The organism is Hydrogenophaga sp. PML113, assembly GCF_001777155.1.
GTDB lineage: Bacteria > Pseudomonadota > Gammaproteobacteria > Burkholderiales > Burkholderiaceae_C > Hydrogenophaga > Hydrogenophaga borbori.
In genome coordinates this window covers 155,081-168,521 of record NZ_MIYM01000005.1, presented here as the reverse complement: position 1 = coordinate 168,521, position 13,441 = coordinate 155,081, and the positions used below count along the sequence as shown (strand labels likewise).

Here is a 13,441-nt window from a genome sequence, read left to right as displayed (position 1 = left end):
TGGAGCGAGACATGTTCATCCGCAACGCCTGGTACGTCGCCGCCTGGGACATCGAAGTGCCCCCGGAGGGCCTGTTCGAACGCACCCTGCTCAACGAGCCCGTGCTGCTGTACCGCGACAGCCAGGGCCGCGCCGTGGCCCTGGAGAACCGCTGCTGCCACCGCGCCGCCCCGCTGCACCTGGGCCGCAAGGAAGGCGACTGCGTGCGCTGCCTGTACCACGGGCTGAAGTTCGACCCCTCGGGCGCCTGCGTCGAGATCCCGGGCCAGGCTCAGATCCCGCCCAAGACCTGCGTGCGCAGCTACCCGGTGGTGGAGCGCAACCGCCTGGTGTGGATCTGGATGGGCGATCCGGCCCTGGCCAAAGCCGAGGATATCGTCGACTGTTTCTGGCACGACTCGCCCGAGTGGCGCATGAAGCCGGGCTACATCCACTACCAGGCCGACTACCGGCTGATCGTGGACAACCTGCTGGACTTCACCCACCTGGCCTGGGTGCACCCCACCACGCTGGGCACCAGCAGCGCGGCCGATCTCAAGCCGCGCATCGAACGCGACACCACGGGCAACGGCAGCCTCACCATCACGCGCTGGTACCTCGACGACGAGATGCCCAACCTGCACAAGCGCGTGGCCCGGTTCGAGGGCAAGGTCGACCGCTGGCAGATCTACCAGTGGACGCCGCCGGCCGTGCTGCGCATGGACGCCGGCTCCGCGCCCGCGGGCAGCGGCGCGCCGCAGGGCACGCGCGTGCCCGAGGCCCTGCAGTTCCGCCACACCTCGATCCAGACCCCCGAGACCGAGCACACCAGCCACTACTGGTTCTGCCAGGCGCGCAACTTCGAGCTCGACAACGACGCCATGACCGAGCAGATCTACCGCGACGTGGTGGTGGCCTTCGAGGAAGACCGCGCCATGATCGAGGCGCAGCAGAAGGTCATGCGCCAGGCGCCGGACCGGCCGCTGGTTCCAATCGCCGCCGACGCCGGCTTGAACCAGGCGCGCTGGCTGATCGATCGCCTGGCCAAGGCCGAAGCGGGCGCGCAGGCATGAACGGCGGCACCGAGGTCGTGGTCAGCGCGGTGCGCTCGCTCGCCCGCGACGTGCTCGCGATCGAGCTCAGCCACCGCGGCGGCGCGGCCCTGCCCGGCGCGGCGCCGGGCGCGCACGTCGACCTGGCGCTGCCCAACGGACTGACGCGCCAGTACTCATTGGTCAACGCCGATGGCGCCGAGCGCCAGCCCCACTATCTGGTGGCCGTGGGCCGCGACGCCCACAGCCGTGGCGGCTCCTCGTGGATCCACGACCAGCTGCGCACCGGGCAGGTGCTGCGCGTGAGCGCCCCGCGCAACCTGTTCGCCATGGACCCCGCGCACCGCCGCGTGCTGCTGGTGGCCGGCGGCATCGGCGTCACGCCCATCGTCGCCATGGCGCGGCACTGCGCGGCGCAAGGTCTGGACTGGGAACTGCTGGCCTGCGCGCGCAGCGCTTCGCGCCTGGCCTACCACGACGAACTCAAGGCCCTGGCGGGCGCGCGCCTGCGCACCCACTTCGACGACGAACAGGGCGGACCGATCGACGCCGCGCCGCTGCTCGCCGAAGCGCGCTGGGACGGCCTCTACGCCTGTGGCCCCGCGCCCATGCTCGACGCGCTGGCGCGCGCCAGCGCGCACTGGCCCGCGGGCTCGGTGCGCATGGAGCGCTTCAAGGCCAGCGCAACCGAGGACGGCGGCGAGCGCCGCGGCTTCGTCCTGCGGCTGTCGCGCAGCGGGCTGCAGACCACGGTGGCCCCGCACGAAAGCGTGCTCGACGCGCTGGAGCGGCTGGGCGTGGAGCACCCCTTCGCCTGTCGCGAGGGCCTGTGCGGCACCTGCGAGGCGCCCCTGCTCGACGGCGAGGCCCTGCACCTGGACAGCGTGCTCTCGACCGAGGAACGCGCGGCCCAGCGGCGGGTGCTGGTTTGTGTTTCGCGATGCGCCGGCGACCGGCTGGTGCTCGACATCTAGAGGAAATCCATGCAACTCAACGACAAAGTCGCCATCGTCACGGGTGGCGCTTCAGGCTTCGGTGCGTCCATCGCGCGCCTGCTCAGCCAGCGCGGCGCCGCCGTGATGATCGCCGACCTCAACCTCGACGGCGCCGAACGGGTGGCCGAGGAGATCCGCGCCGCAGGCGGCCGCGCCGGCGCCACGGCCTGCGACGTCGCCAGCGAGCAGGCCTTTCGCGGCATGGTGGCGCGCACCCGCGACACCCTGGGCGGGCTGCACATCATGGTGAACAACGCCGGCACCACGCACCGCAACAAGCCCGCCTTGGACGTGAGCGAGGAAGAGTTCGACCGCGTCTACCGCGTCAACCTCAAGAGCCTGTTCTGGTCGGCCCACGCGGTGCTGCCGGGCTTCGTGTCGCAGGGCGGTGGCACCATCGTCAACGTGGCCTCCACCACCGGCGTGCGGCCCGGCCCCGGGCTCACCTGGTACAGCGGCAGCAAGGCCGCCATGATCAACCTCACCAAGGGCCTGGCGCTTGAGTTCGCGCGCTCGGGCGTGCGCGTCAACGCGGTCAACCCCATGATCGGCGAGACCGCGATGCTGGGCGACTTCATGGGCGCCGAGGACACGCCGCAGAACCGCGAGCGCTTCCTGGCGCGCATTCCCCTGGGCCGCTTCACGCGCCCCGGCGACGTGGCCTCGGCCGTGGCCTTCCTCGCCTCCGACGAGGCCGCCTACCTCACCGGCGTCTGCCTGGACGTGGACGGGGGACGCAACATATGAGCGCTCCCCAACAACTGCACGCCTACCGCTGCCCCGAGCTGCTGATCGCTGGCGCGTGGCGCCGCGGCGGCGGCGAGCGCCGCCAGGCCATCGTCAACCCGGCCGATGGCCAGACCCTCGACGAACTCGCGCTGGCCAGCGCGAAGGACCTGCAGGACGCCCTGCGGGCCAGCGCCGAGGGCTTCGAGCACTGGCGCCGCGTGCCGGCCCACCAGCGCGGCGAACGCCTGGCGCGCGGCGTGGCGCGCATGCGCGAGCGCTGCGAACACATCGCCACGCTGCTCACGCTGGAGCAGGGCAAGCCGCTGGCCGAGGCGCGCGCCGAATGCCTGATGGCCGCCGACCTCATCCAGTGGTACGCCGAGGAAGCGCGGCGCGTGTACGGCCGCGTGGTCCCCGCGCGCCAGCCCGACAGCCGCATGACGGTGCTCAAGCAGCCGGTGGGCCCGGTCGCGGCCTTCTCGCCCTGGAACTTCCCCCTGGTGCTGTCGGCGCGCAAGCTCGGCGGCGCGCTCGCGGCCGGCTGCTCCATCGTCCTCAAGGGCGCCGAGGAGACGCCAGCGAGCGTGGCGGCCATGGTGGCCTGCCTGGCCGAGGAGCTACCGCCCGGCGCGCTGCAGCTGGTTTATGGCGTGCCCGCCGAGGTCTCCGAGGCGCTGATCGCCTCGCCGGTTATCCGCAAGCTGAGCTTCACCGGCTCGGTGCCCGTGGGCCGCCACCTGGCGCAGCTCGCGGGCCGCCACCTCAAGCGCATCACCCTGGAGCTGGGTGGTCACGCGCCGGTCATCGTCTGCGAGGACGCGGACCTCGCGCGCACGGTGCCGCTGATGGTGGCGCACAAGTTCCGCAACGCCGGCCAGGCCTGCCTGGCGCCCACACGCTTCTACGTGGCGCGCAGGCTCTACGTGGATTTCATCGACGCCTTCGCGCAGGCCAGCCGCGCCCTGGTGCTGGGCCCGGGCCTGGCGCCCGGCACGCAGATGGGGCCGCTGGCCAACCAGCGCCGCCGCGCGGCCGTGCTTGACCTGATCGAGCGCAGCGTGCAGCGCGGTGCGCGCCGCCTCGCGGGCGAGGCGCCGGCGGTCGGCTGCTTCGTCGCGCCCACGCTGCTGGCCGATGCGCCGCAGGACGCGCCGGCCATGCAGGACGAGCCCTTCGGCCCGGTGGCCTGCGTGGCGCCCTTCGACCAGCTCGACGAAGCCATCGCCCGAGCCAACGACAACGCCTACGGCCTCGCCGGCTACCTGTTCACCGACAGCGCCAAGGCCATCCTGAAGGTGTCGGAGCGGCTGGAGGTGGGCAGCCTGGCGATCAACGGTCTGGGCGTGTCCGTGCCCGAGGCGCCGTTCGGCGGCGTGAAGGACAGCGGCCACGGCAGCGAATCGGGCATCGAAGGCATGGAGGCCTACCTGGACACGCGCTTCACGCACTTCGTGGCCTGAGGTCCGCCGGGCGCGGCGGAGGGCCGCGCGGTCCCGCCGTCGATAATCGCCGGCTCCGGCTTCCCGTTCCCGTCGACCGACCGCCCCATGCCGCGCTTGCACCGTTTCCTGCCCTTCCTGCAGTGGCCCCGCCCCGACGGCGCGCTGCTTCGCAACGAGGCGCTCGCCGGCCTCACCGTCGGCCTGATGGTGGTGCCGCAGGGCGTGGCCTACGCCGCGCTGGCCGGCATGCCGCTGGTCACGGGCATCTACGCCGCGCTGCTGCCGGCGCTCATCGCGGTGCTGTTCTCGGCCTCGCCGCGGCTGTCGGTGGGCCCCACGGCGCTCACCTGCCTGCTGGTGGGCTCCTCGCTCGCGCCGCTGGCCACGCCGGGCAGCGCCGAATGGGTGCAGCTCGCGGTGTGGCTGGCCCTGCTGTCGGGCGCCCTGCAGGTGCTGCTGGGGCTGGTGCGCTACGGCTGGCTGCTCAACCTGGTGAACTCGCCGGTGCTCATGGCCTTCACCCAGGCGGCGGCGGTGCTGATCATCGCCTCGCAGCTGCCCGCGCTCACCGGCTTCGACAACATGGGCGCCCTGCTCGCGGGCCGCGGCTGGCACCTGCAGGCCTTCGCCTTCGGCCTGGGCGCGCTGGCGCTGCTGGTGGGCGCGCGCCGGCTGCGCCCGGGCTTTCCCTCGGTGCTGGTGCTGGTGCTGGTCAGCGCGGGCCTGAGCCGGCTGCTGGGCTTCGAGGCCCAGGGCGGCCCGGTCATCGGCACGCTGCCGCAGGGCCTGCCCGCGCTCTTCCTGCCCGGCTGGCCGGGCTGGGAGACCCTGGGCGCGCTGGTGCTGCCCACGCTCATGATCACGCTGGTGAGCTTCCTGGAGACGGCCAGCAGCGCCAAAGTGGACAGCGGACAGCGCGGCGCGCGCTGGGACCAGGACCAGGACCTCATCGGCCAGGGCCTGGCCAAGCTGGCCTCGGGCCTCACCGGCGCCATGCCCACCAGCTCCTCGTTCTCGCGCTCGGCGCTCAACCTGTACGCGGGCGCGCAAACCGCCTGGGCCACGGTGTTCTCGGTGGCGGTGGTGCTGCTGGCGCTGCTGCTGGCCATGCCGCTGCTGCACCATGTGCCGCTGGCGGTGCTGGCGGCCATCGTGGTGCTGCCGGTGTGGGGCCTGATCAAGCCGCGCGCCTTCCTGCTCCTGTGGCGCCTGTCGCGCGTGGAAGCGCTGATCGCCGGCGCCACCTTCGCCATCACGCTGCTGGCCGCGCCGCGCCTGTACTGGGGCGTGCTGGCCGGCGTGGTGATGGCGCTGACGCTGTTCCTCTACCTGCGCCTGCACCCGCGCATCATCGAGGTGGGCCTGCACCCCGACGGCAGCCTGCGCGACCGCCACCTGTGGCAGCTGCCGCCGCTGGCCCCGCACCTGTGCGCGCTGCGCATGGACGCGGCGCTGGACTTCGCCACCGCCAGCGCCCTGGAGCGCGCCGTGGCCGACCACCTGCAGCAGCAGCCCGACACCACGCACGTGATGCTGGTGGCGCACCCCATCAACTGGATCGACGCCACCGGTGCCGAGGCCTTCGGCCGCCTGCGCGAGCGCCTCGACGACCAGCGCGTGCACCTGCACCTGGTGGGCGTGAAGCTGCCGGTGGAGCGCGTGCTGCGCACCGCCGGGCACCTGTACGAGAACGAGCGCCTGCACCTGTACCGCACCGAGGCGGAGGCGCTGCAGGCCATCGCGCAGGGCGCCACCGCCGAACCCGAAGCCGCCCCCCGGGACTGACGCCACCCTGTCGGTCGGCTCAAGACCGGCGCGGTCGCGCCGAAAAGGCTGTTGGTCGTACATTCCCCAACAGACCGGTGTTCACGCCCGCGCGGAGAAACGGTTGAACCTCAGTTCCGGTTCCCAGGAGACGCCTGACGAGTTCGCGCAACTCGACGCGTTCGCCCTGCTCGTGCAGGGCGCCCTGATGCGCTACGACTTCGACGCCCGGGGCCAGGGATCGCTGGTGTACATCAGCGAAGGCTGCACCGAGCTCTGGGGCGTGGACGCCGCCACCATCCTGGCCCACGAGGCGGTGATCTGGCTCATGGCGCCGCGCGAGCAGCGCCGCCTGCTGCGCAGCGGCTTCCGAGAGGCCACGCGGCGCGGCACGCCCTGGGCGCACGAGTGGCGCATCGTCGACGCGCGGGGCCGCCAGAAGTGGCTGCGTGCCATGGGCAAACCGCGCCCCCAGCCCGACGGCCGCGTGCACTGGACCGTGCTGGTGAGCGACGTGACCGACAGCGTGCGGGCGCGCTCGCTCGACCTGGCCAGCGACGACCGCTTCCGCCGCATCTTCGACAGCATCCCCAACATCGCCGTGCAGGCCTATGGGCCCGACATGATCGTGCGCTACTGGAACAAGGGCTCCGAGCACGTCTACGGTTACCGCGCCGACGAGGCCATCGGCCGCAGCATGCTGGAGCTGGTGATCCCGCCCGAGCTGCGCGGCAGCTTCGACCGCAACCACCAGCGCACGCTGGACGGGCGCGCCACGCTCAACACCGGCGTGCACTGGCTGCTGCGCAAGGACGGCGCCGCGGTGGAGGTGCAGTGCAGCGAGATCATCACCGAGCACCCCGAGCGCGGCGTCGAGATCTTCTGCATCGACTTCGACCTCACCGAGCGCCGCCGGGCCGAGGACCAGCGCCTCGCGCTGGAGGCCCAGCTGCGCGAGTCGCAGAAGCTGGAGGCGCTGGGCACGCTGGCCGGCGGCGTGGCGCACGACTTCAACAACATCCTCGCGGCCATCCTGGGCAACGCACGCCTGGCGCTCGACGACGCCCGCGAAGCGCCCGCCGTGGCCGATAGCGTGGGCGAAATCCTCAAGGCCGGCGCGCGCGCCAAGGACCTGGTGCGCCGCATCCTGGCCTTCAGCCGCCGCCAGGCGCTGCAACGGCGCGTGATGCCGCTGCAACCGGTGGTGGACGAATCGGTGCGCCTGCTGCGCGCCACCATCCCCAAGGGCGTGGAGCTGAGCGTGCGCTGCGACCCCGACACCCCTCCGGTGCTGGCCGACCCGACGCAACTGCAGCAGGTGCTGCTCAACCTCTGCACCAACGCCTGGCAGGCCATGCCCGAGCGCTCGCGCGGGCGGCTGGAGATCGAACTGCAGCCGCACGCCGGCCCGCCGCCCCTGCCGGTGGCCGGCGTGCTGGCCCAGGGCCCCACGCAGGACTGGCCCGCGCTCGGCGTGCGCCTGAGCGTGCGCGACAACGGCATGGGCATGGACGAGGCCACCCTGGCCCACCTGTTCGAGCCCTTCTTCACCACCAAGCCGCCGGGCGAGGGCACGGGCCTGGGCCTGGCGGTGGTGCATGGCATCCTGCGCGACCACCAGGCCGTGGTGCAGGTGCGCAGCCGCCCGGGTGAGGGCACGCGGTTCGACCTGTACTTCCGCGCGGCGGCCGCGCCCGTAGACGGCGGCGAACCGGCGGCGGCGCCCGAGGCCCACCGCGCCACGCCGGCCGTGCGCGGCGCGCGCATCCTCTACGTCGACGACGACGAACTCATCGCCGACCTCATGCAGCGCCTGCTGCGCCGTGCGGGGCACGAGCCACGCGTCTTCACCAGCCCGATCGAGGCCCTGCGCGCGGTGCGCAATGGCGAGGTGGACTACGAGCTGGCGATCCTGGACCACTCCATGCCCGGCATGAACGGCGTGGAGCTGGTGCGCGCGCTGCGCGTGCACCAGCCCGGCGCGGCGATGGCCATCACCTCGGGCTACCTCAGCACCGAGCTGCGCCGCGACGCCGCGGCCGCCGGCATCACCGAGCTGATCGACAAGCCCAACACCGGCGAGGACCTGCTGGAGGCGATCGACCGGCTGGTGCAGCGCCTGCGCCAGCCCTGCACGCCGGGCTGAGCGCGCCGGCCGGGCCCGTCAGGCCGAGGTGCCGTCGAGCAGGCGCCGCGCGGTGGCGAAATCCAGACCGTCGATGGCCGCGGCCAGGGCGGCCACGCGCTCGGCGCCGAAGTGAACCTCCAGCGCGGCGCGGCAGGCCTCGAAGGTCTCGACACCGTCCAGGTCCTGCGTCGCCAGTTGCTCGGCCAGCCGCTCAAGCTGCGCGGCCAGCGCCGGTGCGTCGGGATCGGGGCCGGGCGTCGCCAAAGGCACCGGTCGCGGGCGCGTGGCCTCGGCCGGCACGGCCGCCCGCAGCGCGTCGAACGCGGCGTGCACGGCCGCCAGTGCCGCGCCGGCGGGCGCGGGCTCGCCGCCCGGCTCCAGTGCGGTCTCCAAGGCGGTCGCGGCGCGAGACAGGGCCAACGCACCCAGCACGCCCGCGCTGCCGCGCAGGCGGTGGGCCCGGGCCCGCCAGGCCATGCGCGCTTCGCCGTCCCATCGGTCGGCGGCCCCGGGCGGCAGCGCCGCCCAGTCGCCGTGTTCGGCCAGCAGGCGCGCGAGCAGGCGCTGGAACAGCGACAGATCGCCGCCGAGCTGGCGCCGCGCGGCCGCCGCATCAATGCCCTCGATCGCCGGCCAGTCCCCGGCGGGTGCTCGGGGCGTCACGGGGCCGGGCGCCACGGGCGCCGGTCGCGGCACCGCCGCCGGCGCATGCGCCGTCGAGGCCCCGCGCGCCGAGGCGGCGCGGCGCACCGCCTCGATCAGTTCCTCGGGGTCGATCGGCTTGGCCAGGAAGTTGCTGAAGCCCGCCTGCAGCGCGCGGCGGCGCTCGTCGGCCAGCGCGCCGGCCGTCAGTGCGATCACCGGCAGATCCACCAGGCGCAGCTCGTTGCGGATGCGGTTGGTGGCCTCCAGGCCATCCATCACGGGCATCTGCACGTCCATCAGCACCACGTCGAAGGCGGCGGGCGAGGCGCGCAGCCAGCCCAGGGCCTGTTCGCCGTCGCCGCAGGTCTGCACGCGCGCGCCCTGGCGCTCCAGCATGCGCCGCGCGATGTCCAGGTTGATCTCGCTGTCATCCACCAGCAGCACGGCCAGGCCCGCCAGGCCGTTCGAGTCGCTGGCCGCGGGGGGCGGCGCGGGCCGCGGCAGGTCCGAGGCCTTGGCCGGGCGCAGCGCCACGCGCAGCCAGAACTCGCTGCCCCGGCCGGGCTCGCTGTTCAGGCCCACGTCCCCACCCATGAGCGCGACCAGCCGGCGCACGATGGACAGGCCCAGGCCGGTGCCGCCGAAGCGCCGCGTGGTGGTTTCGTCGGCCTGGGTGAAGGGCTGGAACAGCCGTGCCTGCACCTCGGGCGGGATGCCGATGCCGCTGTCGCGCACGCTCAGGCGCAGCTGCGGGCCTTCGCCGCCGCGCAGCACCTCGGCGCTGATGACGACACCGCCCTGCTGGGTGAACTTGAGCGCGTTGCCCACCAGGTTGACCAGCACCTGGCGCAGCCGCGCGGCGTCGCCCATCACGTAGGCCGGCACGTCCTCGGGCAGGCACAGCGACAGCGACAGGCCCTTGTCGCGCGCCGGCAGCGCATAGACCGATTCCACCTCGCGCAGCAGGCCCCCCAGGGCGAAGGCCTCGTCGGCCAGGCGCATTTCGCCGGCCTCGATCTTGGCCACGTCGAGCACGTCGTTGACGATGCCCAGCAGCGCGCGGCCCGCGGTCTGCGCGCTGTCGAGCAGGGCGCGCTGCGAGGCGTCGAGCGGCGTGTCGCCCAGCAGGTGGGCCACGCCCAGCACGGCATTGAGCGGGGTGCGGATCTCGTGGCTCATGTTGGCGAGGAAGGCGCTCTTGCTCTGGCTGGCCGCCTCGGCCGCGCGCATGGCCTCGCGCAGGCTCTGCTCGTTGGCCTTGCTCTCGCTGATGTCCTGCGAGGTGCCGTACATCCACTCGGGGGCGCCGTCCTCGTTGCGCGTCTGCACCTGGCCGCGGTCGAGCACCCAGACCCAGCGCCCGTCGGCGTGGCGCATGCGCACCTCGCATTCGTAGAACGGCAGCTCGCCGTCGATGTGCCGGCGCAGGCGCTCGCGCGCCAGCGTCAGGTCCTCGGGGTGCACATGGTCCCGCCAGGCCCGCACGTGGCTGGGCCTCAGCACGTCGTAGTCGTGGCCCAGCATCTCGGCCCAGCGCTCGTTGAAGCGCGCATCGCCGGTCAGCATGTTCCATTCCCAGGTGCCGGCGTTGGTGCCCCGCAGGATGCTCTGCAACCGCAGGCGCTCGGTGGCCTGCAGCGTGAGCGCGGCCTCCAGTTCGCGGCGGTTGCGGTTGCGCTCGGTCACGTCGTCGACGACGGCGTACCAGCCATGCACCCGGCCGTCGCGCGCGTCGGGCAGGTAGGTCAGCCGCAGCTCGCGCGGCTCGCCGGTGGCGGGCGTGCGCACGGTGACCTCGAAGGTCTGCTGGCGGCCGTCGAGTACGGCTTCGATGCGCGGCTGCAGGCGGGCGTAGGTGGCCTCGTCGAGGGTGTCCTTCACGCGCAGGCCCACCATCGTGCCGCCCTCGGGCTGGCGCCAGTGCAGGTTGGCGCGGTTGGCCGCGCGGTTGATCTGGTCGCGGTCCCAGTAGCTGATCATGGACGGCACGGCATCGAGCACGGTGCGCAGGAAGCGCTCGGTGTCTTCCAGCGAGCGCGTGCGCTCGGCGACGCGGTCTTCGAGGCGGGCGTTGAGCTCGGCCGTCTGGCGGTGGCGGCGGCGCAGGTTCAGCCAGAGCGCGTGCAGCGCCGCCAGCAGCACCGTGCCAAGCGCGCCCGTCCAGGCCACGCCGCGCGGCGACGGCAGGTCGAACTGCGAAGCGAACGAGGGCCGGGCCTCGGTGTGGATCGCCCAGGAGCGACCGAAGGGCACGCGCAGCAGGGCCTGCGACAGCGCGCCGGCCGATGGCGCCTCGCCCAGCGCCGCCGTGCTGAAGAAAGGCTCGGCCAGTTCGGGCTCGGTGATGTCGGTCAGCGTGAGCGAGATCAGTTGCTCGCGCAGCGGCAGCCCGGCGACCAGGTCGTCGAACACGATCGGCGCATAGACCCAGCCATAGGCCGCGGCGTCGCGCTCCTGCGGGCTGTCGATCGGCATGCCCCGGCGAAACACCGGCAACATGACGACAAAGGCACGCGCTCCTGGCGCCTGCACCAGCGTCGTCGGGCGCGACATGAACGGGCGGTTGCGCCGCACGGCCTGCGCGGCCATCTCGCGGCGAAACGGCTCCGCGGCGATGTCCAGGCCGACCGCCTGGTGGTTGAGCGCCAGGGGCTCCACCAGCTCGACCACGATGCGCTCGCCCCCGTTCGGGCCCTGGCCGCGGATCGGCGCGTCCGCCACGCCCAGGCGCTGGCGCAGGCGGCGGTAGTCGTCCTCGCCGCCGGGCGGCAGGCGGCGCATGAAGCCAAAGCCGCGCACGCCGGGGAATTCGTGCTCGAGGTCGCGCGAGCGCATGTAGGCGCGAAAGTCGTCCACCGTCAGGCCATGCTCGCCCGCCTGCTGGGCCACGCCGCGCGTCGCCTGCAGGCCGTACTGGATGAGCGAGAGCCGGTGGGTGATGTCGTCGGCCACCTCGCGCGACTGCGCCTCGAAGCGCGCGCGCACGTAGGCGTCGTTGGCGCGTTCGCGGTGGAGCACCGCCACGGCCGTGAGCAGGGCCCCGCACAGCAGCGTGATGGCCACCCAGGGCCAGGAACGGCCGCCGCTGGCAAGCCCCATCGCCGCCATCAGAGCTTGAAGACGCGCACCGTCTGCGTGACGGTGCCGGCCTGCGCCGCCAGCGAGGCGGCCGATGCGGAAAGTTGTTCGACCATGGCCGCATTCTGCTGCGTCAGGCTGTCGAGCTGGGCCACGGCCGCATTGACCTGCGCCACGCCTTGGGATTGTTCGTTGGAGCCGGCGCTGATCTCGGCCACCAGTTCGCTCACGCGGCCGATGCTGCCGGCGCTCTCCTGCACGGTGGCGCGCGTCTCGCCCACCAGGCGCGCGCCGGCCTCCACCTGCTCCTGCGAGGCCTGGATCAGCGCCTTGATCTCCTTGGCCGAATCGCGCGCGCGCGCCGCCAGCGAGCGCACCTCGCCGGCCACCACGGCGAAGCCGCGGCCGTGCTCGCCGGCGCGCGCGGCCTCCACCGCCGCGTTGAGCGCGAGCAGGTTGGTCTGAAAGGAAATGCCGTCGATCACGCCGACGATCTCGGTGATGCGCTCGCTGGCGGCCTGGATGTCGGCCATGCGCCGCGCCACCGATTCGATGGCTTTGCCGCTGCGCTCGGCCTGGCCGCGCGCCTGGCGCGCGAGCTCGGCCGCGCGGCCCGAGGACTCGGCGTTGGCCCGGATGGTGGCCGTTATCTGCTCCAGCGAGGCCGCGGTCTGCTGCAGGTTGCCGGCCTGGGCCTCGGTGCGAGCGCTCAGGTCGGCGCTGCCCGCGCTGATCTCGCGCGTGGCGTGGTGCATGCCCTCGACCTGGGTGCGCACGTCGCTCACCACGGCCTGCAGGTTCACGTTGAGCTGCGACAGGCCGCGGTGGATGCGCCCGATCAGGCCGCTGGCGGCGTCGGCGCTGCGCGTGGCCAGGTCGCCAGCGGCGAGCCGGTTGGCCGACTGCAGGATGCGGCCCAGCGGCCGGTCGCCCTGGCGCTGCAGCCAGGCACCCGCCAGCAGCGCGGCCACGCTGGTGAGCCCGATGGCGGCGGCGTGGCTGGGCAGGTAAGCGCCCAGCAGCGCGCCGGCCGCGCCCATGGCCAGCAGCGACAGCAGGGTGCGCTGCGCGAACACCCAGCCCGCCGCGCGGCCCAGGCGCGCCAGCGGCGCGCGGCGCCGCACCTCGCCGGCCGACAGCACGTGCACCGCGCGGCCGACCGCCGCTTCCTCGCGCATGCGGGCGTACAGCGCCTCGGCCGCCTGCACCTGTTCGCGCGTGGGCTTGGTGCGCACCGACATGTAGCCCGTGATGCGCCCGCCGTCGATCACCGGTGTCACATTGGCCAGCACCCAGTAGTGGTCGCCGTTCTTGCGGCGGTTCTTCACCAGGCCCGACCAGGGGTGGCCGCCCTGCATGGTGGCCCACATGTCGCGGAAGGCCTCCTGCGGCATGTCGGGGTGGCGGATCATGTTGTGCGGCTGGCCGAGGAGTTCCTCGCGCTCATAGCCGCTCACCTCGACGAACGAGGGGTTGCAGTAGACGATGCGGCTCTTGAGGTCGGTGGTGGAGACCAGGGTCTGGCCTTCCTGCATCAGGTATTCGCGCCGGGTGACGGGTCCGTTGTTGCGCATGGCGATCTCCAGAGGGGGATTCCCAGGCTTTCGGCGGGAGAACGGGGGACTTGTG

Annotated in this window: 8 protein-coding genes; 6 read left to right on the top strand and 2 right to left on the bottom strand. The window is 73.2% G+C overall.

Annotated features, from left to right (window positions below):
* Positions 1 to 11 precede the first annotated feature (11 nt).
* From BHU06_RS11760 to BHU06_RS11735, 6 genes are all read left to right on the top strand, one after another.
* Positions 12 to 1,052: an aromatic ring-hydroxylating dioxygenase subunit alpha gene (locus BHU06_RS11760; RefSeq protein WP_070399377.1), complete on the top strand. Its 1,041-nt coding sequence runs from the start codon at positions 12 to 14 to the stop codon at positions 1,050 to 1,052.
* Positions 1,049 to 2,005: a PDR/VanB family oxidoreductase gene (locus tag BHU06_RS11755; protein WP_070399376.1), complete on the top strand. Its 957-nt coding sequence runs from the start codon at positions 1,049 to 1,051 to the stop codon at positions 2,003 to 2,005. Before BHU06_RS11760 ends, BHU06_RS11755 begins: the two co-directional genes overlap by 4 nt.
* A gap of 9 nt (positions 2,006 to 2,014) precedes the next feature.
* Positions 2,015 to 2,773 carry an SDR family oxidoreductase gene (locus BHU06_RS11750; RefSeq protein WP_070399375.1) on the top strand — a complete coding sequence of 253 codons (759 nt, stop codon included), beginning with the start codon at positions 2,015 to 2,017 and terminating at the stop codon, positions 2,771 to 2,773.
* Complete coding sequence (locus BHU06_RS11745; RefSeq protein ID WP_070399374.1) at positions 2,770 to 4,215, top strand: NAD-dependent succinate-semialdehyde dehydrogenase; 1,446 nt, start codon at positions 2,770 to 2,772, stop codon at positions 4,213 to 4,215. Before BHU06_RS11750 ends, BHU06_RS11745 begins: the two co-directional genes overlap by 4 nt.
* 87 nt (positions 4,216 to 4,302) lie before the next feature.
* On the top strand, positions 4,303 to 5,982 hold the full coding sequence (locus BHU06_RS11740; RefSeq protein WP_070399373.1) for a SulP family inorganic anion transporter: 1,680 nt from the start codon (positions 4,303 to 4,305) through the stop codon (positions 5,980 to 5,982).
* A 103-nt stretch (positions 5,983 to 6,085) separates the two neighbouring features.
* Positions 6,086 to 8,107 (top strand): PAS domain S-box protein, encoded by a 2,022-nt coding sequence (locus BHU06_RS11735; RefSeq protein ID WP_070399372.1) that lies wholly within the window; start codon positions 6,086 to 6,088, stop codon positions 8,105 to 8,107.
* Positions 8,108 to 8,125: 18 nt separating this feature from the next.
* Here BHU06_RS11735 and BHU06_RS11730 read toward each other — a convergent pair whose 3' ends face one another.
* Together BHU06_RS11730 and BHU06_RS11725 are read right to left on the bottom strand one after the other, a co-directional pair.
* Positions 8,126 to 11,833, bottom strand: coding sequence for a CHASE domain-containing protein (locus tag BHU06_RS11730; RefSeq protein ID WP_175442841.1), 3,708 nt, complete (start codon positions 11,831 to 11,833; stop codon positions 8,126 to 8,128).
* 8 nt (positions 11,834 to 11,841) lie between these two features.
* Positions 11,842 to 13,386: a methyl-accepting chemotaxis protein gene (locus tag BHU06_RS11725; protein ID WP_070399370.1), complete on the bottom strand. Its 1,545-nt coding sequence runs from the start codon at positions 13,384 to 13,386 to the stop codon at positions 11,842 to 11,844.
* Between the last annotated feature and the right edge of the window lie 55 nt (positions 13,387 to 13,441).

Excerpts from the sequence above, each read along its gene's own strand:
- BHU06_RS11760 (WP_070399377.1), top strand. The coding sequence starts at position 12 with ATGTTCATCCGCAACGCCTGGTACGTCGCCGCCTGGGACATCGAAGTG.
- BHU06_RS11755 (WP_070399376.1), top strand. The coding sequence starts at position 1,049 with ATGAACGGCGGCACCGAGGTCGTGGTCAGCGCGGTGCGCTCGCTCGCC.
- BHU06_RS11750 (WP_070399375.1), top strand. The coding sequence starts at position 2,015 with ATGCAACTCAACGACAAAGTCGCCATCGTCACGGGTGGCGCTTCAGGC.
- BHU06_RS11745 (WP_070399374.1), top strand. The coding sequence starts at position 2,770 with ATGAGCGCTCCCCAACAACTGCACGCCTACCGCTGCCCCGAGCTGCTG.
- BHU06_RS11740 (WP_070399373.1), top strand. The coding sequence starts at position 4,303 with ATGCCGCGCTTGCACCGTTTCCTGCCCTTCCTGCAGTGGCCCCGCCCC.
- BHU06_RS11730 (WP_175442841.1), bottom strand. The coding sequence starts at position 11,833 with ATGGGGCTTGCCAGCGGCGGCCGTTCCTGGCCCTGGGTGGCCATCACG.
- BHU06_RS11725 (WP_070399370.1), bottom strand. The coding sequence starts at position 13,386 with ATGCGCAACAACGGACCCGTCACCCGGCGCGAATACCTGATGCAGGAA.